Origin of the sequence: Gordonia sp. YY1, assembly GCF_009872315.1 — a bacterium.
GTDB classification, from domain to species: domain Bacteria; phylum Actinomycetota; class Actinomycetes; order Mycobacteriales; family Mycobacteriaceae; genus Gordonia; species Gordonia amicalis.
Genome location: NZ_WXYI01000003.1, coordinates 251,489 through 278,411, shown reverse-complemented (window position 1 = coordinate 278,411; position 26,923 = coordinate 251,489). Strand labels below are relative to the sequence as shown.

The window sequence follows — 26,923 nt, the reverse complement described above, 5'->3', positions numbered from 1 at the left end:
TCACCGAGGGCAGGACTAGCGAAGGAGTGGTCAGAGGACGTGGCAATCGCCAATTTCCGCGTGAATACGTCGGGTGACGTGGATGGGACAGACGACGTCCTTCCTCTCACTGCGGCGCAGCGCGGCATGTGGTTTGCCGAGTCGCTTTCCTCCGACTATTCGGTGAACATCGCCCAGTACGTCGACATCCGGCACGAGTCCGGTGCGCTCGACTACGACCTGCTCGCCCGTTGCTGCGTCGAGGTCGGCAAACTGGTCGAGTCGCCGTACGTCCGACTGGCCGAAGTCGACGGCGTTCCGGTTCAGTACGTCGATCTGGATTTCGACCAGCAGGTCGACATCCTCGACTTGCGTCATGAGCCAGACCCCGAAGCTGCGGCCCTGGCGTGGATGCAGCAGGAGTACCGCCGTCCGGTCGACCTGCTGATCGATCAGTACATCGTCATCACGATCATCAAGGTCGCCGACGATCGCACCTTCTGGTACAACCGCGCGCACCACATCATCATCGACGGCTACGCGGCGCTGTCCATCATGCGACGCACCGTCGACCGCTACAACGCGCTTCGACGCGGCGAGCAGCCGCACGACAAGCTGCCGGCCACGATGGCCGACATCGTCGCGTACGAGGACGCCTACCGCACCAGCTCACGTCGCGACACGGACCGTGAGCACTGGCTGGAGCGGGTGACCGATCTGCCCGAACGGGTCACCTTGTCCACATCCGTCCCGTCCGCGCCGCTGTCCTTCGACAACGTCGTCGTCGGCGACGAGCTCGCGCCGGCGCTGCAAGCGCGGCTCGAAGCGATCGCCACTGACCTCAACAGCTCGATCGCGGTGGTGCTGACCGCGGCCTTCGGGGCCTTCCTGTCCCGTATGGCGGGGACCGACGACATCGTCATGAGCCTGCCGGTGACCGGCCGCGCGACCGCGAAGATCAAGGCGGCGGGCGGCATGCTGTCCAACATCCTCCCGATTCGCCTGCGTGACGTCTCCCAGCACTCCGCTCGCGACCTCATCCGATCTGCGCAGCTCGAACTGACGGGCGCGCTGCGCCACCAGCGGTATCGTTCCGACGACATCCGCCGGGATGCCGGTCTCGACGGGAGTTCGGTCTCCTTCGGTCCGACCATCAACATGGTCTTCTTCGATGATGACGTCGCGATCGACGGCACCTCGATGGAGTACCGGATTCTCACGTCCGGCATTCTCGAAGACCTGCTGATCAACCTGTACCAGTCCAGCCCCGGTGCGCCTCTGGTCGTCGACCTGCACGGCAATCCGCATCTGTACAGCTCGGCGCAGATGGCCGCTCATCACCGGCATTTCCTCGCCTTCCTGCGGCGCTTCATCGACGATGTCGACGCGCGCGTCGCCGACATCGAGTTGCTGCTGCCCGGTGAGGGCACCGCGTTGCTCCGCATGGGCACGGGGGAGCGCGTGGACTGGCCCCTGGACGGCGACGTACTCGACGCCTTCGCCGCTCGCGCACTCGAGGTGCCCGACGCGGTCGCGCTGGTCTCCGGTGATCGGCAATGGACCTACCGTGACTTCGACGTGCTGCGAAATCAGCTGGCCCACCAGTTGATCGCCGACGGTGTGCGTCCCGGTGACCGGGTTGTCGTCGCGCTGGATCGTGGTGTGGCGCAGGTGAGTTCGATCTACGCCGTGATGACTGCCGGTGCGGCCTATGTTCCGGTGGACCCGACCCAGCCCGACGAACGGCGCTGGCACATCGTCGACACCGCCCAGCCGGCTCTCGTGATCGACGAGGAGTATCTGGAGCGGGTCGGCTTCGACGCCGGCAGCGGAGTGCCCGGTCGCCCGAGTGGTCCGGTGTCGCGCCCGAAGGTGCCGGACATGCCGGCCTATGTGATCTTCACCTCCGGTTCCACCGGAACCCCCAAGGGGGTCGAGGTGCGCGCCGAGGCGGTCATCAACCGCCTGGCCTGGATGCAACGCAACCACCCGATCTCACCCGCTGACGTCGTGCTCTACAAGACGCCGTTCACCTTCGATGTATCCGTCTGGGAACTCCTGTGGCCGCTGCAGATCGGCGCATCGATGGTGATCGCCGATCCCGGTGGCCACCGGGACCCCGACTACCTCTCCCGGCTCATCGAGGATCGCCGGATCAGTGTGCTGCACTTCGTGCCGTCGATGCTGCACGCCTACGTCGACGTCGCCCACGCCGCCGGACGCAGTCGTGCCTTCGGGGAATCCGTCCGGCAGATCTTCACCTCCGGAGAAGCGCTCGGCCGCCAGCTCGCCGATCGTGTCCTCGAACAGTCCGACGCGAAGCTGGTCAACCTCTACGGCCCCACCGAGGCGGCGGTGGACATCACCGAGCATGTCGTCGCTGCTTCCGATCCGACCGTGCCGATCGGCACTCCGGTGGCGAACTCCGATGTGTACGTGCTCGATTCAGCACTTCGACCGGTGCCCAAGGGTGTTGCGGGCGAGTTGTATCTCGCGGGCTGTCAGCTCGCGTCGGGCTACGTGCGCCGCCCCGACCTGACCGCATCCAGATTCGTTGCCAATCCGTATTCACCCAAGCGCGGTCACCTCATGTACCGGACCGGTGACCTCGTACGGTGGAGCCACGACGGCGAACTGGAATACCTGGGCCGGTCCGACTTCCAGGTCAAGATCCGCGGTCAGCGTGTCGAGCTCGGCGAGATCGAGGCGGTCCTGTGCCAGATGCCGGCCGTCGAGGGCGCCGTGGTCGTGGCTCGCACGGATCTGTCGAGCGCGCCCATGCTGGTGGCGTACGTCACCGCTGGTTCGGACGGGGTCGAGGATGCCGACGCGCTCGAATGGTGCCGTCGGCGTCTGCCCTCGCACATGGTGCCGGCCGGAGTCGTCGTACTCGATCGGTTCCCGGTGAACAGCTCGGGCAAGTTGGACCGGAAGGCACTACCGACCCCGGTGGTCGGACGCAGCGAGGACACCCCCTACGTCCCGCCGTCGACCCCGCTCGAGGTCAAGGTCGTCGGACTGATCGAGGAACTCCTCGGGGTCGACCGAATCGGCCTGCGCGACAACATCTTCACCCTTGGCGCCGACTCTCTGGTTGCGGCCCGTCTGGCATCCCGGCTGCGCACCGTCGGTCGCGTCGGGGTGAGTCTCACCGACATCTTCGAGAGCCGCGACGTCGGCGCGCTGATCGCGGCGGCCAAGCCGCTCGAGGGTGCCGCCGCTCAGGTTCGGCAACTGGCCCCGATGCCCCGTCCGGACCGAATTCCGTTGTCCTATCCCCAGAATCGTGTCTGGTTCATCAACCGGCTCGATCCGGCCAGTGGCGCATACAACGTTCCCGGTGCCGTCCGGCTCGGGCGCGAGGTGGATGCCGATGCGCTGTCGGCGGCGATCGCGAACGTGGTCGCCAGACACGAGCCGCTGCGTACCACATTCCCGGACCACGACGGCGAGACCTTCCAGCTGATCCACCCGGTCGCCGAGGCCGCGGCCGCCGGTCTGTTCGGGGTCGACGAGGTGGAACCGTCCGCGGTCGACGCCGCCATCCACGAACTGGCATCGGCAGGTTTCGATCTCGCCGTCGACTATCCGGTCCGGGTACGCCTGCTCCGAACGATCGACGAGGACGGGCAGCCCGACCATGTCCTGGTGCTGGTGATGCACCACATCATCAGTGACGGTGCGTCGCTGGGGCCGCTCATCAAGGATGTGCTCTCCGCGTACTTCGCGCGCGCACACGGCGTCGAGCCGGTGTGGTCGCCGCTTCCCGTGCAGTACGCCGATTTCACCCTGTGGCAGCGTGAGTTGCTGGGGGACGAGAGCGACACGTCGTCACTCGCCGGACAGCAGATCGCGTTCTGGCGCAATGAACTGCACGGAATGCCGGAGCTCATCAGCTTGCCGGCGGACCGTCCCCGGCCGACCGTGCCCACCGGCGCGGGCGGGCACTTCGACACCTGGCTCGACGCCCGGACGGTGGCGCGACTCCGCGCAGTCGCCGCCGAGTCCGAGGTCACCATCTTCGCGGTCTTCCACGCCGCCCTCGCACTGCTGCTGTCGCGCGTCTCCGACACCCGGGACATCGCCATCGGCACCGCGATCGCGGGTCGCGACGAACCCGAACTCGCCGATCTCATCGGCATGTTCGTGAACACCGTGGTGTTGCGGACCCGTATCGACCCGGATGCGACCATCGCGGAACTGCTGCGGTCGGCCCATCACACCCGGGCCCAGGCGCTGAGCAACGCCGACGTCCCGTTCGAACTGGTCGTAGACGCCGTCGGCGCGCGCCGGTCCCGGTCGCATTCACCCCTGTTCCAGGTCGAGCTGGTGCTCCAGCACGACCAGGTCGAGCAGCTGCTCGACTCCGAACCCGAACTCGACCTGATCGACGCACGTACCCCGTTCGCCAAGTACGACCTCTCGCTGAGTGTGGTCGATTTCGGCGACAGCGGTCCTCACGCGGACAAGGTCTCGATCAGCTTCACGTACGCCGAGGATCTCTTCGACCGCACGACGATCGAACGATTCGCCCGCTACTTCCACGAGGTTCTCGATGCCTTGGCCGGCTCACAGGAGGCCACCGCCTCGGCGCGGGTCGCCGACGTGTTCCGTTTCCCCGCGAGTGAACTGGCCCGCGTCGAGGAGTGGTCGGCCGGCCCGTCGGTCGAGGTGTCGCCGCAACTGATCCCGGACGCCGTGGCCGATCAGGTCCGCGCCGCGCCGGATGCGCCCGCTCTGGTCTTCGGTGACCGGACGGTGACCTACGGCGAGTTCGGCGCCCGCGTCGCGGTCCTCGCCCGTTCGTTGATCTCTGCCGGTGTCGGCCCGGATGTCGCAGTCGCGGTGTGTGTTCCGCGCTCGGTGGAGTTGCTCGTGGCCATCCATGCGATCGCCGCGGCGGGTGGTCACTATGTCCCGATCGATACCGAGGCACCGATCGAGCGCGGTGAGTACATGGTGGCGACCGCCGGGGCAGAGGTGATCGTCGTCGGTCCCGGGGTACTCCCGTCGATGGTGGCCGACCTCGGCAACCGGGTGAACGTCGTGACCGTGGACGCCGACGCCGATGTCGACCTGTCGACCCCACCGCTCTCCGCGTCCGAACGCCCGGGAGTCCTGCGTCCCGACCATGCCGTCTACACGCTCTTCACCTCGGGCTCCACCGGTCGGCCCAAGGGGGTGACGGTCTCACACGAGGCGCTGGTGAACCGGTTGGCCTGGATGCACGACGGACATCCGCTGTCAGCGGCGGACACGGTACTCCAGAAGACGCCGGTCACCTTCGACGTCTCGGTGTGGGAACTGTTCTGGCCGTTGATGACCGGCGCTCGACTCGTGATCGCCGAACCCGGGCGGCACGGCGATCCCCGATACCTGGCCGACCTCATCGACCGGCACCGGGTCACCACGGTTCACTTCGTTCCGTCGATGCTGTCGACGTTCGTCGACGTCCTCGGCGACGCCCTCGCGGACCTCACGACGCTGCGACTCATGTTCACCTCGGGTGAGGCGCTGACGGTGACGACCGCGCAGGCCGTGATCGCGGCGCTCCCCGAGATCGGACTCCACAACCTCTACGGGCCCACCGAGGCTGCGGTCGACGTCACCGAACACACCGTCGCGCCGGGGGAGACCACGGTCCCGATCGGGCGGCCCGTGTGGAACACGACCACCCGGATCCTCGACTCTCACCTGCGTCCCGTGCCCGTCGGCGTCCCGGGCGAGCTGTATCTCGGCGGCGTGCAACTCGCGCGCGGCTACGCGGCCCAGGGCCGGCTGACCGCCGAGCGCTTCGTCGCGGACCCGTTCGGCGAACCCGGCGACCGGCTCTACCGCACCGGCGACCTGGTGAGGTGGAACTCCGCGGGCGGTATCGAGTACCTCGGGCGCAACGACTTCCAGGTCAAGTTGCGCGGTCAGCGTCTGGAGCTCGGCGAGATCGAGGCCGCCCTCATGTCGGTTCCGGCCATCGTGCATGCGGCTGCGACCGTGGCCGACCTCCGGGCCGGTCAGAGTCTGGTCGCCTATTACTCGCCCGACACCGTGGAACCGGATGTCGCGCAAGCTCATCTGACCGGGTTGGTGCCGGAGTACATGGTGCCGACGATCTGGATGCCGCTGGCGCAGATGCCGCTGAACTCCGCGGGCAAGGTCGACCGCAAGGCGTTGCCGGAGCCGGTGATCGAGGCCGCCGAGTTCGTGCCCCCGGCCACCGACACCGAACACGCGATCGCCGACGTCTTCGCCGATGTCCTCGGCGTGGATCAGATCAGCGTCACCGAATCGTTCTTCGACCTCGGCGGCAACTCGCTGTCCGCCACCAAGGTGGCCGCGCGGGTGTCGTCGGAACTCCAGGTCGAGATCCCGGTCGTCGCGGTCTTCGACGCCCCGTCGGTACGTCAGATGGCCGCCTTCGCCGAACACGGCGCGCCGTCTCGCCGTCCGCGGCTCGCACCTCGGCACGGCGGCCACACCGCGCCGTTGTCGCCGGTGCAGCGGGGCATGTGGCTGATCAACCGCGCCGACCCCGCCTCGCCTGCGTACAACGTGGCGATGGCTCTGCGTCTGTCTGGGCGGCTCGACACGACTGCGATCCGTGCGGCGATCGAGGACCTCGTCGAGCGTCACGAGTCGCTGCGCACCAGGTACCCGCTGGTCGACGGCGAACCCATGCAGGTGGTCCTCGAGACGAGCGCGGCCCTCGAACTGCTCGAACGGAGTGTCGTCGACGTCGAGGGTGACCCGATCCCGGTGATCGCCGAATTCACCGGTCGTGGATTCGACGTGACGGCGGCGCCGCCGCTGCGGATGGTGCTGCTCCGGTTGACCGCCGAGGAGCACATCCTCGTGTTCGTCGTCCACCACATCTCCGCCGACGGTGCGTCGATGCTGCCGCTGGCCGGTGACGTGATGACGGCGTACTCGGCCCGCGTGGCCGGGCAGCGGCCCGGCTGGGCTCCGCTCGAGGTCCAGTACCTCGACTACACGCTCTGGCAGCTCGAGTCGCTCGCGGTCATGGGTCCCGACGACACCACCGAAGCCGACCGGCAGCTCGCGTACTGGGTCGATCGCCTACGGAACGCGCCCGCCCGACTCGAGCTACCGACCGACCACGCCCGACCCCGCACGCCGTCCTTCAGCGGCGGCGAGGTGCGCTTCGAGATCGACGGCGCGCTGGTCCGCAAACTCGACACGGTCGCCCGGCACAACAACGCCACCCTGTTCATGGTGATGCAGACCGCACTGGTGGTCCTTCTGAGTCGTCTCACCACCCAGCGCGACATCGTGATCGGTACTCCGTTCGCGGGACGCGGCCAGCCCGAACTCGACGGTGTGATCGGCATGTTCGTGAACACATTGGCCCTGCGTACGCGCCTGCAGGACGAGGAGAAATTCGCCGAACTCCTGCATCGTGTCCGTGACGAGGACCTGGCGGACATGGCGAACGCCGAGATCGCATTCGATACCATCGTGTCATCTGTTCTTCATTCGCCCCCGACCAGCTACAACCCGATCTACCAGGTGATGTTCGCGTACCAGAACTTCACCATCCCCAGGCTCGACATGCACGACATGACGATCGCGCCGATATCCGAGCAGCTGACCCCAGCCAAGGTGGACTTGCAGCTCACGTTGTACCCCGACGACTTCGGCGCACCTGCAGCAAAGGACACTGATTCTATGACGGGCCAGTTGATCTACGCGGCTGATGTCTTCACCAAGGGCACCGTCGAGACCTACGCCCAGCGCTACCTGCGCGTCCTCGAAGAGGTCGCGGAGAATCCCCAGGCGCTGGTCGGCGACATCACCATCGCCACCGCTGACGAAGACGCTGCATCGCAGTCGGCGGTCCGCGCCGAGACCACCATCCCGCTGCCCGACCTGGTCGCCCGCGCCTCCGTCGCCGCGCCCGACGCCGTGGCGGCTGCGCACAGCGGCACCGAGGTGACCTTCGCGGTCCTGTCCTCGATGTGCGATGCCATGGCCGCCGCGCTCCCGGATCCGGATTCTGCGCTGGCCACCGCACTGATGAGCCTCATGCCCGGCCTGGCTGCGTCCTCCCCGGATGCACTCGGTGAGGTGCTCGCCGGGCTCCGCACCAACGCCGCGAATGCGATCGAGTCCTTTGCCGGCGGTGGCGTTCCGCACGGCAACGATGCCTTTCCGCCGACCGAAGGAATGACCCAGACGTGACCGATGTCGAATCAACAGCCTCTGACATCTCTCTCACCTGGGGCTCGCGGCCTTCGACACTTCACCTGATCGCTTTCGCGGCCAGCGTCGCGCCCGCTCAGACTGCCTATGAGTCGGCGTCCGGTCCGGTCACCTTCGGTGAGCTCTACAGCCGTGTGTCGACCACGGCCGGGATCTTCGCCGCCCAGGGTCTCGACACCGAGGCCGCGGTCGGTGCCGGCGTCACCCAGACCGAGGCGGCTGCGGGACGGTCACCGGCCGACATCGCCGACGCCACCCGCCACGCCGTCGCGCGCATGCGCGCCCGTGCTCTCGAACTCGTCGGCAGCCCCGACCTCGGTTCGATCACCGGACTGTTCCGGTCCGCCGTCACCCGGCACGGTGACCGGCCGGCCGTCAGTGATTCCGCCGGGACGCCGCTGACCTACCGCGAACTCGACGATCGCACCGACGAGCTGGCGCGCGGCCTGCGGGCGGCGGGCGCCGCTCCCGGCGAGCTCGTCGGCGTCGCACTGGCCCGGCGGACCGAACTGGTCGTCGCCCTGCTGGCCATCCTGAAGACCGGAGCGGCCTACCTCCCGCTCGATCGATCGCAGCCGGTCGCCCGTGCCGCGTCGATCGTCGACGACGCGCAGCCTCTGCTGGTGCTCGCCGACGAGGACATCGCGCACACCTGGGCCGAGATCGACACCCGGTTCGCGGCACCCGCCGACATCGTCGCCGCGAATCCGCGGGGACCGGAGGGGGATGACGCGCCCGCGGTTCTCGACGACCGCCTGCCCGCCTACCTGATCTACACCTCGGGCTCGACGGGTAGGCCCAAGGGCGTCGTCGTCTCCCATCACGAGGTCGTCGCCCTGATGAAGGCCGCGGCCGAGGAATTCACGTTCGGTGAGACGGATGTGTGGACCCTCTTCCACAGCTACGCCTTCGATTTCTCGGTGTGGGAACTCTGGGGACCCTTGATCACGGGCGGTCACGTGGTCGTTGTCGACCAGGACACGACCCGAGATCCCGACGCCTTCCTGGAGCTGCTCGTCGATCGCGGCGTCACCGTGCTCAGCCAGACGCCCTCGGCGTTCTACCAGCTCATCGCCGCACAGCGTCGCCGTCGCGCCGAACTCGATCTTCGTTATGTCGTATTCGGTGGCGAGGCACTGAGTTTCGAGCAGGTACGGCGTTGGTTCGACGACAACCCGGACGACCGCGCCCAGCTGGTCAACATGTACGGCATCACCGAGACCACGGTGCACGTCAGCTACCGGCCGCTCGACCGTGAATCGGTGTCGGCGGGAGATGCGTCGTTCATCGGCCGTCCACTGTCCGATCTCGAGATCCACATCCTCGACTCACGGTTGCGCCCGGTGCCCGAAGGGGTCATCGGTGAGATCTATGTGACCGGTGACCAGCTCGCACAGGGTTACCGGGAACGGTACGGGCTCACCGCAACCCGCTTCGTCGCCAACCCGTTCGCGGATGCCGCTGCCACGGGCAGCCGCATGTACCGCACCGGCGACCTCGCGCGCCGCGTCGGCGACGACATCGAATACCTCGGCCGCGGCGACGCCCAGGTGCAGCTGCGCGGGTTCCGTATCGAGTACGGCGAGATCGAGGCCGCACTCCTCGGCGTCGAGGGTGTCGCCGCGGCGGCCGCGCACGTCGTCGAGCTGCCCGAGCGCGGCGAGATCCTCGCCGGTTACGTGGTCGCCGAACCCGGTGTCGAGATCGACGAGCAGGCGGTTCGCCGCCGGGTGGCCATCGCCGTACCCGAGTACATGGTCCCGGATGTGGTGGTGTCGCTCGAGCGGCTACCACTGACCCAGAACGGCAAGCTGGACCGTAAGTCGCTGCCACGCCCCCGACTTGCCGCGACGACGGAGTTCATCGCACCGGCGAACGACACCGAAGCGGCTCTCAAGGAGATCTTCGTCGATGTTCTCGGACTCGAGGACATCAGCGTCGTCGAGTCGGTGTTCGACGTCGGCGGCAACTCGCTACTCGCCGCCCGGATCGTGGGCCGCGCCACCGAGTCGCTGGGCGTCGACCTGACCGTGCGCGACCTGTTCGACGCACCGACCATCCGCGACCTCGCGGAGGCCGCCGGCTCCAAGATGCCGGCACTGCCCCCGATCGAGCCAGTGGCCGACCGCCCCGCGCGAATTCCGCTTTCCCTTGCCCAGCAACGGATGTGGTTCATCAACCGGTTCGATCCGGCGTCGCCTGCCTACAACATCCCGATGGTGCTCCGGTTGTCCGGCGACGTCGACGCCGAGGCGCTCCGGCGCGCACTGCTCGACGTCATGGCGCGTCACGAGGTGCTGCGGACCACGTACCCGGAGATCGATGGTGACGCCCATCAGCTGGTACACGACACCGACGCCGCGGAGGCGATGCTCGACTGGCGATCGGTCTCCGAGGGCGACCTGCCGGAGTTGATGCTGACCGGATTCGATCTCGTCGCCGAACTGCCGGTTCGAGTAGGACTGGCACGGTTGTCGGAATCCGAGGCGGTCCTGGGTCTGGTGGCCCACCACATCGCCTGCGACGGCGAATCGCTCGCACCACTGGTCACGGACCTGATCACGGCGTACACCGCGCGCGTCGCCGGTGCGCCGCCGCAGTTCGCGCCGCTTCCGGTGCAGATGGCCGATGTCGCCCTGTGGCAGCAGGACGTGCTCGGTTCGGCCACCGACGAGACGTCGATGATCGGTGCCCAGTTGGAGTACTGGGCACGCCAGCTCGACGGCGCCCCCGATGTCCTCGACCTGCCGACCGACCGGCCGCGTCCGGCCGTCGCCTCACTGCGCGGCGCCCGTATCGAATTCGTCGTCCCGCAGGAGGTCTCGGAGCGCGTCTCGCGGATCGCCCGTGACCACGGTGCGAGCCCGTTCATGGTCGCCCACGCGGCGCTGGCGGTGCTGCTGAGCAAACTGTCGGCCGGCGAGGACATCACCGTCGGCACCCCGATCGCAGGCCGTGGGCAGTCGATCCTCGACCCGATGGTCGGCATGTTCGTCAACACGCTGATCCTCCGGACCGACACCGACGCACGGCAGACCTTCGAGCAGTTGCTCGACCAGGTGCGCCGGACCGATCTCGAGGCATTCGCCAACGCGGACATCCCGTTCGAGGCCGTCGTCGAACGGGTCAATCCCGTACGCACCGAGGCGTACGCACCGCTGGCGCAGGTCTGGCTGTCCTTCGATCAGTCCGCGATCGCCGAATTGGCCTCGGAGACCTTGACGGTGGGGGAGAGCGGCGGACTGCACGTCACCCCGGTCGAGCCGCACGACATCGCCGCGAAGGTCGATCTCACCGTCGGGATCGCCGACAACGGCGACACCTGGACGGGTTCGGTGGTGTACGCCACCGACATCTACGACGCGGATTCGGTTCGCGGTTTCGCCGACCGGTTCGTGCGTGTCCTCGACGAACTGACCGCCCGGCCGGGCGCGGTCGTGGGCGACATCCACCTCGTCACGAGCGCCGAATCGCAGCTGCTCGAATCGTGGACGACCGGACCGCGACTCGAGGTCCCGGTCCGCACCGTCGCGGAGGCCCTGGCCGAGTCGTTCGTGACGAACGCGACCCGGGTCGCCGTCCACGACGGCGGTCGTGAACTGAACTTCGCCGAGTACGGCGCGTTGGTGAACGCCTTCGCCGACATCCTGACCGACGCCGGTGTCGGCCCCGATGTGGCTGTCGCCGTTTGTGTTCCGCGTTCGGTCGAGATGCTCGTCGCCGTCCACGGCAGCGTGCTCGCCGGTGGACACCACGTGCCCGTCGATCCCGAGGCACCGGCGGACGTCGTCCGTCACCAGCTCGCGATGTCGGGCGCGGAGATCATGGTGGTCGCGAGCGAGGCGCCCGCCGTGGTCGCCGATCTCGATGACACCGTCACCGTCATCACCGTCGACCCCGTGTCCCTCGCGGCGTCGGAACCGGCCCCCGCCGCCGCTCGGCGGCGCGCGGCGCCGCACCTCGACAGCCCGGCCTACACGTTGTTCACCTCCGGCTCGACCGGGCGACCCAAGGGTGTCACCGTGACCCACCGCGGCCTGAACGCGATGCTGGGCTGGTTCGGGGCGCACGTCGGCGATCCCGCGCAGGAACGTGTGCTCGTCAAGACGCCGTACACCTTCGATGCCTCGGTGTGGGAGTTGTTCTGGCCCTTCATCGCCGGCGCGCGAGCAGTTCTCGCCGCCCCGGACGGTCACCGGGACCCGGCGCACCTGGCCCGCGTGATCGCCGACCAGCAGGTGACCAGCGTCCAGTTCGTCCCCTCGCTGCTCGCCGTCTTCCTCGACGAGACCTTCGACGCCCCTGCCTCTCTGCAGTCGGTGCGCCAGGTCTTCACCGGTGGTGAGGCGCTGACCCCGGCACTGACCCAGCAGACTCTCGCCGCGGCACCGCGTGCGGTGATCGTCAATCAGTACGGTCCCACCGAGATGACCGTCGACGCGACGGTCCGCACGTTCTCCGGACCGGTGGACGTCGTCACGATCGGCCGTCCCGCGCCCGGTCTCACGGCCCGCATCCTCGACTCCCGTCTACGTCCGGTCCCGCCGCGTGTGGCCGGCGAGCTGTACCTCGGCGGCGTCCAGACGGCGCGCGGTTACGCGTCTGCGCCCGGACTGACCTCCGCGTCCTTCGTGGCCGATCCGACCGGCCCGGCCGGCGCGCGGCTCTACCGCACGGGCGACCTCGCGCGCTGGCGGTCGGACGGCGAGATCGAGTACCTCGGCCGAAGCGACTTCCAGGTCAAGATCCACGGTCAGCGAATCGAACTCGGCGAGATCGAGGCCGTGCTCGGCGCGGCGCCGGGCGTGGTGCAGGCCGTTGCCGCGGTCGTGGCCACCGGAGCAGGCGACGCGCTCGTGGCCTACCTCGTGGGTCATCCCGGTACCGCTCCCGACACCGACGAGGTGCGCGCGTACGCCACCGAACGTCTTCTCGCACACCTGCGCCCGAGCCTGTGGATGGTTCTCGAGGACCTGCCGCGCAATGCCTCCGGCAAGGTCGACCGACTGTCCCTGCCCGCGCCGGTGGTGAGTGAGGCCGAGATCGTCGAGCCGGCGACCCCCGCCGAACGTGCCATCGCCGCCGTGGTGGCGGAGGTTCTCGGGGTGCCCGAGGTCTCCGTGGTCGAATCGTTCTTCGACCTCGGCGGCAACTCCCTCGCCGCCATGCGCGTCGCCGCCCGAGCTGGTGCCGCCCTCGGTGTCGAGGTCAGCGTCCGCGACCTGTTCGAAGCGCCCAGTGTGCGCGAACTCGCCCAGCGCGTGGCCGGCCGGGTCCCCGGTCTGCCACCGGTCACGGCGGTGCGCCCTCGTCCCGACGAGATCCCGCTGTCCTATGCGCAGCAACGGATCTGGTTCATCAACCAGTTCGACACCAGCTCGCCGGCCTACAACATCCCGATCGCCCTGCGGTTGCGGGGCAAGCTCGACCTGGCCGCGCTGCGCTCGGCGATGGTCGATCTGGTGGAACGCCAGGAGGTGCTCCGCACGGTCTTCCCGTCGGTCGAGGGATCACCGCGCCAGGTCATCGGTGACGCCACCACTGCCGCAGCCGATCTGGACTGGGCGACGGTCGATGCCGAGTCAGATCTGTTCGTCGCCGCCGCAACCGGTTTCGACGTCACCGTCGAACGGCCGATTCGCGTTCGCGTCCACCGCGTCGACGACCTCGAGCACATCGTCCTGATCGTCCTGCACCACATCGCCGGCGACGGCGAGTCGATGCGTCCGCTGGTGACCGATGTCGTGACCGCCTATGTGGCCCGTTCCCAGGGTCGCGCACCACACTTCGACGAACTCGACGTGCAGTTCGCCGACGTCGCCCTCTGGCAGCGGCGTGAGCTGGGTCTGGTGTCGGATCCGGAGTCCCGGGTCGCGGCGCAACTCAACTACTGGCGTACCCAGCTTGCCGGATTGCCCGACGTCCTGGCTCTGCCCACCGACCGTCCCCGGCCGCACGTCGCATCGATGCGGGGTGCCGAGGTCGAATTCGAGATCCCAGCCGCCACCGCCGAACTCGTGCGGAAGGTGGCCGCCGAGCGTGGCGTCACCGAGTTCATGGTCGTCCACGCGGCGCTCGCCGTGCTGTTCGCGCGTCTGTCGTCCACCGACGACATCGCGATCGGCACCCCGATCGCGGGACGCGGCGACGCCGCGCTCGATCCGCTCGTCGGCATGTTCGTCAACACGCTGGTCCTGCGGACCGCGGTCGACGCGGACGCCCGGTTCGCCGAGTTGCTCGACGCCGTCCGGGTCGTGGACCTCGACGCCTTTGCACACGCGGATGCGCCTTTCGAGGCTGTCGTCGACGCCGTGGCACCGGTCCGTTCGGAGGCCTTCGCGCCCCTCACCCAGATCCTGCTCACCTTCGATCCCGAGGTCACCGAACCGTCGGCACTGCTGGCCGACATCGACGATCTCGCCGTCGAACTGGTCGACACCCCGGAGACCTCGGCGAAGGTCGACCTCACGGTCGGACTCCGTGGTGGCCGAGGCGGAGTGTGGATCGGCCGCGCCAACTACGCCGAGGACCTGTTCGACGCGACCACCGTCGAACGCATGATGGCGCGTTACGCGATGCTGCTCCATGCGCTGGTCGCCGACGTGGACGTCGCCGTCGGTGATGTCGCACTCCTCGACCCCGCCGAGCACGCACAGCTCGCCCCGGTGGGTCGCGTCCCCGCGGCCCCGGCGCTGCCGCTCGCCCATCTGTTCGCCGAGACCGCCGCGCGTGTCCCGGAGAACCTGGCGGTCGGTGATCTCGACCGTGCACTCACCTACGGGGAACTCGACGCCGAATCCAACCGTCTCGCAAGGTATCTGCTCGCGCGCGGCATCGGCCGCGGAAGTCTTGTCGCGCTGGTGATCCCGCGCTCGGTCGACCTGATGGTCGCCATTTGGGCCGTCACCAAGACCGGGGCCGGTTACGTGCCGATCGACCCCGATTACCCGGCGGACCGCGTCACCCACATGATGACCGACTCCGGCGCAGGGGTCGGGCTCACCGTGTCCGGCGCCGCCGACGTCGAGGCATTCGGTGGCGAATGGACCTACCTCGACGCCCCGGATGTCGTGACAAGCGTTGCCCGGCACTCGGATACGACCATCGCCGACGCCGAACGCGGGGCGCGCATCGACGTGGCCGACACCGCCTACGTCATCTACACGTCCGGGTCGACCGGTCTCCCCAAGGGCGTCACGGTCACCCACGGCGGACTCCGCAACTTCGGGGTCGAGGCGGCCAAGCGGTCGGGGATCGTCGAGGCCTCACGGGTGCTCGGCTTCGCGTCGCCGAGCTTCGACGCCTTCGTCCTGGAGTACCTGCTGGCCTTCACCGCAGGCGCGTCGGTCATCTACCGCCACCGGGATGCGGTGGCGGGTGCGCCACTTCAGGAGTTCATGCGTGAACAGCACATCACGCACACCTTCCTGACGCCCACGGTGCTCGCGTCCCTGGACCCGGCCGAACTGCCGGACCTGTACACCGTCTACGCCGGCGGCGAGGCGGTGCCGGAGTCCCTTCGTGAGCGGTGGGCGCCGCTGATGCGGTTCCAGAACCTCTACGGTCCGACCGAGACCACCATCGGCGTCACCATCGGTGCGCCGATGCGGTCCGATGAACCGGTCCTCATCGGGCCGCCCATCGACGGAATCGACCTCCTCGTCCTCGATTCCCGGCTGCACACCGTGCCCGTCGGTGTCGCGGGTGAGCTCTACGTCAGCGGACCCGCTCTCGCGCAGGGTTATCTCAACCGCCCGGGACTCACCGCCGAACGTTTCGTCGCGAACCCGTTCGGGACACCCGGCGACCGGATGTACCGCACCGGCGATGTCGTGCGCTGGGTCGTCGATGCCGACGGCACGCTGTCGGTGGACTATGTCGGACGAAGCGACGACCAGATCAAGCTCCGTGGCCTGCGTATCGAACTCGGTGAGATCGAGAGCGCACTGACCGATCATCCCGCGGTCGCCTCCGCGGTCGTCGTCGGAGTCGGGGCAGACGGTCAGCTGGCGTCGAGCGGACAGTCCGTGGTGTCGGCGCTCGCGGCCTACGTCGTGCTCGCATCCGAGGTCGAACTCGGCTCGCTGCGTGACCATCTCGCGGCACGCCTGCCGTTGTTCATGGTGCCTGCCAGCATCGGTGTCCTCGACGAGCTCCCGCTGACCCCGGTCGGCAAGCTGGATCGCCGGGCCCTGCCCGCACCCACCATCGACGTCGAATCCGATCACGTCGAACCCGAGACGCCGACCGAACAGCAGCTCGCCGCGATCATCGCCGGCCTTCTCGGGCTCGAGCGGATCAGCGTCACCGATTCCTTCTTCGCCCTGGGTGGCGACTCGATCATGTCGATCCAGGTCGCCTCGGGCGCCCGCGCGGCGGGCATCGAGGTCACGCCGCGAGACATCTTCGAGCACAAGACCGTTCGCGGCATTGCCCGCGCGATCGGCAGCCGGACCGATCGGGTCCCGGCGCTCGAGGAACTGCCCGGCGGCGGGACCGGACCGATGGTCGTGCCCCCGGTGGTCTCCTGGGCGCTCGAGCTCACCGATCGTGTCGAGGATTTCGCCGATTTCTCCCAGTCGATGGTCCTGACCGCACCGGACGAGCTGACCGCCGACGTCGCGGCTGAGCTCCTCGCGCAGGTCGTCGCGGCTCACCCGATGCTCGGCGCAGCCGTCGAACCCGGCGACGAACCGGGTGCGTGGGCCCTGCGCACAGGCGTGGCACCGCTCGACGCCGCCGCGGTGACCGGGCGCACGAGTCCGGTCCGCATCGGCGAAGCCGGCTTCGAGGAGGTCCTCGTGGAGGCCTTCGAGGAGGCCTCGCGTCGTCTGGATCCCACGCGCGGACAGCTGGTCTCGGCAGTTCTGGTCGCCGACCCCGACGGACACCGACGACTCGTCGTCGTGATCCACCACCTCGGTGTCGACGCCGTCTCGTGGCGGGTGATCATCGAGGACCTGCTCACCGCCTGGGCTCAGCGCAACAGCGGCGTCCCCTACGAACTGCGGCCCGAGGGGACGTCGGCGCGCGCATTCGTCGCGGCGCTGGACGCCCAGGGTGCCGACCGCACAGTCGAACTCGGCTACTGGCTTGCCCGCTCGCCACGCACGGCGACCGATCTCGGCGGAGAACTCGATCGCGCCCGTGACCGGATGTCGACCACCGAGACCTATGTGCACACGGTCGACTCCTCGGTCACCGAGGCGTTGCTCACGACCGTTCCCACCGCGTTCCGCGGAAACGTCAACGACGCCCTCGTCGGCGCTCTCGCGCGCGCCGTCCGGGCGTGGCAGAAGGCCCGGGGTATCGCCGACGATCAGCCGGTGACCATCATGCTCGAAGGTCACGGGCGCTACGAGGAAGCGTTGCTCCACGGGCCCGGCGCCCGATCGGTGGACCTCTCCCGCACGGTGGGATGGTTCACCACCATCGCGCCGGTGGCCGTCGACGTCCACGGCACCGCCATCCGAACTGTGAAGGCCGCCAAGGAAGAACGGGTCGGCCAGCCCGACAACGGCATCGGCTACGGGCTGTTGCGCTACGCCGGCACCGAACTGTCACGGCGCCCGTTGCCGAGTATCGGGTTCAACTATCTGGGCAACGTCGCCGGGACCGGCGCCGACGCGGTCGGCGCCGAGAGTGACGTCGCGGGACTCGCCTTCCTGCCCGATCCGGCCGCGCCCCGTCTGCCCGGCACGGTGACCGGGGCGATGGTGGCGCCCAACGTCCTCAGCATCAATGCCGGCACCACCGTGTCGGCGCAGGGCCGCGAGTTCGTGGCCGGATTCTCCTTCCCGCGTGCGGTTCTCGATGTCGAGGCAGTAGCCGATCTGGCACAGCTCTGGGACGCCGAACTCGCCGACGTGGTCGCCGAGATCGCGCGCGTGGGCGACCCCGGACTGTCGCCGTCCGACGTCGTGGGTGCCCGCCTCACCCAGGACGACCTCGACACGCTCGCGCGCCGATTCCCGGGCGCCGATGTCTGGCCGTTGTCGCCGCTGCAGCGCGGCCTCCAGTTCCAGGCCGAGCTCGCCGCGGCGGGCCGTGATGCCGGTGCGGTGGACGTGTACACGGCGCAGGCCGTGCTCACCCTGAGGGGCGAGGTCGACGCGCAGCGCCTGTCCGATGCCGTGCGCGAGGTGTTCGCACACCACCGCGTCCTGCGGTCGAGCTTCGTCCGCGTCCCGAGCGGCGAGGTCGTCGCTGTGGTACCCGAGACCGTCGACATCCCCTGGCGCATCGTCGATCTCGACTCGACCGCCACGGACGGGGTCGAGGCTGTCGCCGAGTCCGAGCGCGGCGTGCCGTTCGACCTCGAGTCCGGACCGCTCATGCGGTTCGTGCTCGTGCGTCGTGGCGATACCTCGACCCTCGTGGTCACCAGTCATCACATCCTCATCGACGGCTGGTCGAGCCCGCTGATCCTCGCCGACCTGTTCGCGCTGTACGCGACCGGCCAGACCTACACCGGAACCGTTGCGGCGCAGTCGGGTAGCGAGGGCGACTACCTCGACTACCTGCGCCACATCGCGGCCTCCGACACCGAGGCCGGCCTCGCCGCATGGCGGTCGGTCCTCGAGATCGTCGAGGAGCCGACACTGGTCGGCGCCGGTCGCGAGGCGACCACCGATCAGCTGCCGCGCGACGCCAGCACGATGCTCTCGCCGGAGCTGACCGCAGCCATCGAGGACCTCACCCGGGCGAGCGGCGTGACCGTGTCGACCGTCATGCAGTTCGCGTGGGCGGTTCTGCTGTCGCGGATCACCGGTCAGCGTGCCGTGGTCTTCGGTGAGACCGTCTCCGGACGCCCGGCAGATCTCGACGGGGTCGAGACCATGGTGGGTCTGTTCATCAACACCCTGCCCGCGGTGGCGGACGTCGATCCGAACGCGACCGCCGCGCAGGTCCTGTCGGCCATGCAGGCTGCCAAGGTCAAGGTTCTCGACCACCAGCATCTGGGTCTACCGGAGCTGACCGCGCTCGTGGGACGCGGGCAGCTGTTCGACACCCTGACGGTCCACGAGTCGTATCCCGTGGACGCGCAGTCGCTCAAACAGGGCGCCGACGCCGGCGGCATCGGCGTCGAAGACCTCCAGGCGAGCGACTCGACGCACTACCCGCTCAACCTGGTCACCGGAGTCATCGGGGACCGGTTCGAGCTGAAGCTCAAATACCTTCCCGCCGCCTTCACCGACCGTCAGGTCGATGTCTACGCGCAGGCTCTGATCCGGATCCTGTCCGCCGTGGTCGCCGACCCGTCGGTCGAGGTCGGTTCGATCACGCTTCTCGACGAGGAGGAGTACCGGCGCGGCCTCACCCCGCCGCAGACGCGTACCCGCAACACCGATTCGTCGTTGGCCGAGTTGTTCGCCCGCAGTGTCGCCGCGTTCGGCCGGCGTCCGGCGGTGACCGACACGGTCTCGACCGTGGACTACGCCGAGCTCGACGTGCGTTCGGCCGAGATCGCGACTGCTCTTCAGGCGCGTGGTGTCCGTCCGGGCGATCTGGTGGCGGTGGCGCCGTCCCGGTCGGTGGATCTCGTCACCTCGATTCTCGGTGTGTTGCGTTGTGGTGCGGGCTATCTGCCGCTGGACACCACCAACCCGGTCGACCGCCTGCACTTCATCGTCACCGACGCTGCGCCGAGTGCGGTGATCATCGACGACTCCACCGTGGACTTCGAGCTGTGGTCACAGCTGGAGACGACGCCGGTGGTCTCGGTGGCCGAACTGGCGGCCGAGGGAGCCGGTGGGCGCCCGGCCCCGGTTTCGGTGCTTCCCGAGTCCCGGGCGTACGTGATCTACACCTCCGGCTCGACCGGGCGCCCCAAGGGCGTGGAGATCACTCATCGCGACGTGGTGACCCTGATGGACACCGCCGCAGGTGATTTCAGGTTCGACGAGACCGATGTGTGGACGCTGTTCCACTCGTACGCGTTCGACTTCTCCGTTTGGGAACTGTGGGGTCCGCTGCTGACCGGTGGCCGTCTGGTCCTCGTCGACCGCGACCTGGCCCGTTCCCCGGAGGAGTTCCTGGAACTCCTCGTGCGCGAGCAGGTCACGGTCCTGAGTCAGACTCCGTCGGCGTTCTATCAGCTGGCCGAAGCGCGCCGGCGTCGACCGGTGGCACTGTCGTTGCGCTACATCGTCTTCGGTGGTGAGGCCCTCAGCTTCGAGCAGGTCCGGCGCTGGTTCGACGACCATCCGGCCGAGACCACACAGTTGGTCAACATGTACGGCATCACCGAGACGACGGTGCATGTCAGTTTCCGTCCGCTGGATCCGGCATCGGTGGCCGCCGACGACGCGAGCTTCATCGGACGTCCGCTGGCCTCGCTGGGCATCCACGTGCTCGACGACCGCCTCCGGCCGGTGCCGGAGGGCGTCGTCGGCGAGATGTACGTGACCGGTGGCCAGTTGGCACAGAGCTACCTGAAGCGCGCCGGTCTCTCCGCCACCCGTTTCGTCGCGTCTCCCTACGGTGAAGCCGGGACGCGGATGTACCGCACCGGCGACCTCGCACGCCGCGTCGCCGGCGACATCGAATACCTCGGCCGTGGCGACGCGCAGGTGCAGTTGCGCGGCTACCGCATCGAGTTCGGTGAGATCGAGGCTGCCCTGCTGGCGGTGCCCGGGGTGAGTGCGGCGGCTGCACGGGTCGTCGAGATCCCCGGCCGCGGTGAACAACTCATCGGCTACCTGGTTCACGATGTCGAGGCCGGCGAGCCGGTCGACGCCGCCGAGGTCCGTCGTATCGCCGGCCGATCGGTGCCGGCGTACATGGTGCCCGACCAGATCGTCGGCATCGGCGCCCTGCCGTTGACCGCGAACGGCAAGCTCGACCGGAACGCGTTACCGATTCCCGAGACGGGGGCGGTCGTCGACGAGGTGGTGGCCCCGGCAACTCCGGAGGAGACGACCGTCGCACAGGTCTTCGCCGAGGTCCTCGGCCTCGATGAGATCGGCGTGACCACGAGCTTCTTCGACCTGGGCGGCAATTCGTTGTCGGCCACCCGTCTGGCCTCCCGGGCCGCCGATGCGCTCGGTGCCGAGGTGTCGGTGCGTGACGTGTTCGAGTCGCCCTCGGTCCGTGATCTCGTGCTTGCGGTCGCCGGACGTGGCGCCAGCCTGCCACCGGTCGTCGCGGCCTCGCCTCGTCCCGACCGGATCCCGTTGTCGTTCGCGCAGAGTCGTATCTGGTTCATCAACCGCTTCCAGCCCGAGTCGGTTGCCTACAACATCCCGGCGGTCCTGCGGCTGACCGGTCCGCTCGACATCGAGGCGCTGCGCGCCGCGTTCACCGACGTCGTCATCCGGCACGAGGTCCTGCGGACCACCTTCCCGGACGATGCCGGCGTGGCGTATCAGCTGATCCACCCGGCGGACTCCGTCGCCGACCGCCTCGACTGGGCGATCGTCGACTCCGCGGCCGACCTCGAGACGGCCGCCGCCACCGGCTTCGATGTCACGGCACAGTGGCCGATGCGCGTGCGACTGTGGCAGATCTCCGACACCGAGTCCGTGCTGGCGATCGTCATCCACCACATCGGTGCCGACGGTGAGTCGCTGGCGCCGCTGGTGGCCGATGTCATCACCGCGTATCAGGCCCGCCGCTCGGGTGGAGAACCTCAGTTCGCGCCGCTGGCGGTGCAATTCGCCGACTACGCGATCTGGCAGCACGCCGTCCTCGGCGACCCCTCGGACGCCTCGTCGATCATCGGCCGGCAGCTCAGCTACTGGACCGGACAGCTCGCCGGTCTCCCCGAGGTGATCGACCTCCCGGCGGACCGGCCGCGACCCGCGGTCGCCTCACACATCGGCGCACAGGTCGGCCTGCAGATCCCGGCCGACGTGACCGCTGCCGTCGAGGCGCTCCGCGCCGAGCGCGGGGTGACCGCGTTCATGGTCGTGCACGCGGCGCTCGCCGTGCTCCTGTCGCGCCTCTCGGCGACCGAGGACATCGCGGTGGCGACTCCGATCGCCGGTCGTGGCCAGCGCGAACTCGATCCGCTCGTCGGCATGTTCGTCAACACGCTCGTCCTGCGGTCGCACATCGACCCGAAGATGAGTTTCGACGACCTCGTCGCCGAGGTGCGGACCACCGACCTCGACGCGTTCGCACACGCGGACGTGCCCTTCGAGGCACTCGTCGAGAAGCTGAATCCCGTTCGTTCCGAGTCCTTCTCGCCACTCGCCCAGGTGATGCTGTCCTTCGACCCGGCCGCGTCGGCCGGTGCTGCGGTGGAGAATGTCGCCGAGCTGGGGATCGCTCCGGTGGAACGCGATTCCGTGGCGGCACAGATGGACCTCACGTTCACGGTCACCGCGGACGGTGTGGACAATCCGTGGGACGTCTCGGTCATCTACGCGACAGAACTGTTCGACGAGTCCACGGTCGCCGACTTCGGACGCCGTTTCGTCGACGTCCTGCGCGACCTCGTCACCAGGCCGGCCGCGCCGGTCGGCGACATCCCGCTGGTCGACGCCGAGCAGCTGGCGGTCATCTCCGCTGCCGAGCAGGGCGACCTGATGACCCTGCCGTCGTCGGTGTACGACGACCTCACGAACGTCGTCGCCGCGACGCCCGACGCGCCCGCGCTGCGTGTCGGCGAACGCACGGTCTCCTACGGCGAATTCGGTGCACGGGTGTGGGGCCTCGCACGCACGTTGCTCGCCTCCGGGGTGCGCCCCGGTGACGCCGTGGGACTGTGCCTCCCGCGGTCGGTGGAACTGCTCGTCGCCGTCCACGCGACGATCGCGGCGGGCGCGCACTATGTGCCGATCGATCCGGCCGCGCCGCGCGACCGCGTCGAGTACATGCTGACCACCGCCGGTGTACGACGTGTCGTGGTCGCCGCCGGCCGCATTCCCTCGGTCGTCGAGGATCTCGGCGAGGTCGAGATCGTCACCTACGACGCCGGTGAGGTCATCGATCTGACCGCCGCGCCGGTCACCGATGCCGAACGCGGTCGGGCGATCCGGCCGGACGATGCCGCGTACACGCTGTTCACCTCGGGTTCGACGGGTCGGCCGAAGGGTGTGACCGTGTCGCACCGGGCGATGATGAATCGTCTGGAGTGGATGCGGGACTGGTATTCGATCTCCGATTCGGATGTCTTCGTGCAGAAGACGCCGGTGACGTTCGATGTGTCGGTGTGGGAGTTGTTCCTGCCGTTCGCGGTGGGGGCGACTCTGGTGGTGGCCGAGCCGGATCGGCATGGTGATCCGCGGTATCTGGCGGATCTGGTTGTTGCGGAGCGGGTCTCGGTGATCCATTTCGTGCCGTCGATGTTGTCGGTGTTCCTCGATGTGCTGGGTGATCGGGTGGGCGAGTTGTCGTCGTTGCGGTTGACGTTCACCTCGGGTGAGGCGTTGACGGCGGCGGTGGCGCAGTCGTTGCTGTCGGTGTTGCCGGATGTGGAGTTGCACAACCTGTATGGGCCGACCGAGGCCGCGGTGGATGTGACGGCGCATCATGTGGTGGCGGGGGAGCAGTCGGTGCCGATCGGTGTTCCCGTCCCCAACACGGTTGTGCGGGTGCTCGATTCGCGTCTGCACCGAGTTCCGGTCGGTGTTCCGGGAGAACTCTATCTCGCGGGCGTCCAGCTGGCGCGCGGATACGCGTCGCGGGCGGACCTGACCGCCGACCGGTTCGTGGCCGACCCGTATGGTGAGTCCGGCGAACGCCTGTACCGCACCGGCGACCTGGTGCGCTGGAATGCGCGTGGTCAGCTGGAGTATCTGGGTCGCACCGACTTCCAGGTGAAGCTGCGCGGCCAGCGTCTCGAACTCGGTGAGGTCGAGGCCGTTCTCATGTCGGCGCCGGGCGTTCTGCACGCCGCCGCAACCGTGGCCGAATCACCTCGTTCGGGTCAGCATCTCGTCGCCTACCTCGCTCCGGACACCGTCGCGCTCGACGAGGTGAAGGCCGTCGTCGCACGCGAACTGCCCGAGTACATGCGGCCGACCGTGTGGATGCCCGTTGCCGACCTCGTCCTCAGCGCGTCCGGGAAGATCGATCGAAAGGCGCTGCCGCAGCCCGAGTTCGGCACCGGGGAGACCGTCGCGCCGACCAATCCCGTCGAGGAGACGGTGGCCGGTGTGTTCGCCGAGGTGCTCGGCGTCGACGACTTCGGCGTCACCGACAGCTTCTTCGATCTCGGTGGCAACTCGTTGTCGGCGATGCGGGTGGCCGCCCGCGCCGGCGACGTGCTCGGCGTGGACATCTCGGTGCGTGACCTGTTCGAGGCACCGAGCGTCCGCGAGCTGATCGCGGCGGTGTCCGGCCACGCCGACGGTCGCGCGCCGATCGTCGCGGTCTCGCCGCGTCCGGACCGCATCCCGCTGTCGTTCGCGCAGCAGCGGATGTGGTTCATCAACCAGTTCGATCCCAGTGTTCCGACGTACAACATCCCGGCCGTCGTGCGCATGACCGGCGCGCTGGACGTCGACGCCCTGCGCGCGGCGATCGGCGACGTGGTCGCCCGCCACGAGGTCCTGAGAACCACTTTCCCGCAGGACGAGCAGGGGCCCCACCAGCTGATCCACGACGCGGACCGGGTCGACACCGAACTCGACTTCTCGGTGGTCACCACCGCGGAGAACTTCGAGACCGCGGTCACCCGCGGATTCGACGTGTCCGTGCAGTGGCCGGTGCGCGCCTGCCTGTGGCGGGTCGACGAGCAGGAGCACGTCCTCGCCGTCGTGGCCCACCACATCGCCTCCGACGGCGAGTCGATGAACCCGCTCGTCACCGACCTGGTCACGGCGTACGTGGCACGTGTCGAGGGTGGCGCGCCCGCGTTCGCACCCCTCGACGTCCAGTTCGCCGACTTCGCGATCTGGCAGCACGAGGTTCTCGGCTCGGCCGACGATCCGGAGACGATCGTCGGACGTCAGCTCGAACATTGGACGACCCGCCTCGCCGGACTGCCGGACGTCCTGGAACTGCCGATGGACCACGAGCGGCCCGCGGTCGCTTCGCAGCGTGGCGGCCGTCTGGACTTCGAGGTTCCGGCGCACGTCGCCGAAGCCATCGCCGAGGTCGCTCGTACTCACGGGGCGACCCCGTTCATGGTCGTCCATGCAGCGCTCGCGGTACTGCTCGCGCGGTTGTCGGCGTCCGACGACATCGCGATCGCGACCCCGATCGCGGGCCGCGGTGGACGGGCCCTCGACCCGCTCGTCGGTATGTTCGTCAACACCCTCGTGCTGCGGTCGCGCATCGTCCCGCAGATGACCGTCGGCGAACTGATGTCGCAGGTCCGCACGACCGACCTCGACGCATTCGCGAATGCCGACCTGCCGTTCGAGACACTCGTCGAGGCACTGGACCCGATCCGGTCCGAGGCGTTCGCGCCGCTCGCGCAGGTCATGCTCACCCTCGACCAGTCGCTGCTGTCCGGTGGTCTGCCCGGCGCCGGACCCGTTGCCGCCGTCGGTGGGGAGTCCCTGCCCGAACTGGCCGGACTGTCGATCACACCGGTGGACCCGCCACAGGTCTCGGCTCAGCTCGACCTGGCCGTCGCGCTCGCCGCCGACGGCTCGGGCCGGCCCTGGTCCGGTTCGATGATCTACGCGCTGGACCTGTTCGAGGAGTCGACGGTCCGCACGCTGGCGGACCGGTTCGTCACCGTGCTCGCCGACCTGACCGGCGCCGACCGTTCGGATGCCGCCGTCGGCGATCTCGCCCTGATCTCCGGTGCCGATCGTGACCGGGTCGAGGACTGGTCCGTGGGCCAGGACGTCACCTACGCCGACCGGACCTACGACGGCACCGTCCACCGTGCCGATGTCATCTCCGACGTCATCGCCTCGCGGACGCTGTCGGATCCGTTCCTGACCGCCCTGGACTTCGCGGGACGTCGCGTCACCTACGGCGAATTCGGTTCGCGCGTCGCCACTCTCGCGCGCACCCTGATCGACATGGGTGTCGGGCCGGATGTCCCGGTCGGCGTCAGCGTCGACCGCTCGATCGAAATGGTCGTCGCGATCCACGCCGTCCTGGCCGCCGGTGGACAGTATGTGCCGATCGACACCGCGGCACCCACCGACCGCGTCGCCTACATGGTCGAGACCGCAGGTGTGCGGATCGTGCTCGTCGCCCGCGGCGAGAAGCCCTCGGCGGTGGTCGATCTCGACGACCGGATCACCGTCCTCGAGGTGGATGCGACCCAACCGGTGACCGATGCGTCACCGGTGACCGACGCCGAGCGACGCGCGCCGCTGCGCGGGGACCACGCCGCGTACACCCTGTTCACGTCCGGTTCCACCGGTCGCCCCAAGGGAGTGACCGTGTCCCATGCGTCGGTCATGAACCGCCTGTGGTGGGGCCTCGGCGAGTTCCCGTGGGGCGTCGGCGATCGTGTCGTCCAGAAGACGCCGTACACGTTCGACGTCTCGGTGCCCGAGCTGTTCGGCCCGCTCCTCACCGGCGCGACGATGATCATCGCGCGACCCGGCGGACACACCGACCCGGACTACCTCGCCGAGCTGATCAGCTCCACGCGCGCCACCTCGGTGCACTTCGTGCCGTCGATGATGTCGATCTTCCTCGACCTCGTCCCGGCCCAGAAGTTCGCCGAGTTCTCCTCGCTACGTTGGGTCTTCGCCTCCGGCGAGGCGTTGCCGCCGGCCGTCGTCGCACGTCTGCACGAGCGGCTTCCCGACGTGCGGATCGTCAACCTGTTCGGACCCACCGAGGCGGCCGTCGAGGTCGCCGTGGC

General features: G+C 68.7%; 2 protein-coding genes (1 of these 2 only partly in view). Both read left to right on the top strand.

All coding sequences use genetic code 11. The annotated features are described in order from the left end of the window. Positions 1–39 precede the first annotated feature (39 nt). Positions 40–8,175 (top strand): amino acid adenylation domain-containing protein, encoded by an 8,136-nt coding sequence (locus BPODLACK_RS06370; protein ID WP_159404920.1) that lies wholly within the window; start codon positions 40–42, stop codon positions 8,173–8,175. Next, a protein-coding gene (locus BPODLACK_RS06365; RefSeq protein WP_159404919.1) for a non-ribosomal peptide synthase/polyketide synthase crosses the window boundary here: on the top strand, positions 8,172–26,923 show its 5' end (the start). The gene runs 21,319 nt beyond the window's last position; 18,752 of the gene's 40,071 nt are visible here — the first part of the coding sequence; the start codon lies at positions 8,172–8,174; its stop codon lies beyond the right edge, outside the window. The genes BPODLACK_RS06370 and BPODLACK_RS06365 overlap by 4 nt, the downstream gene beginning before the upstream one ends.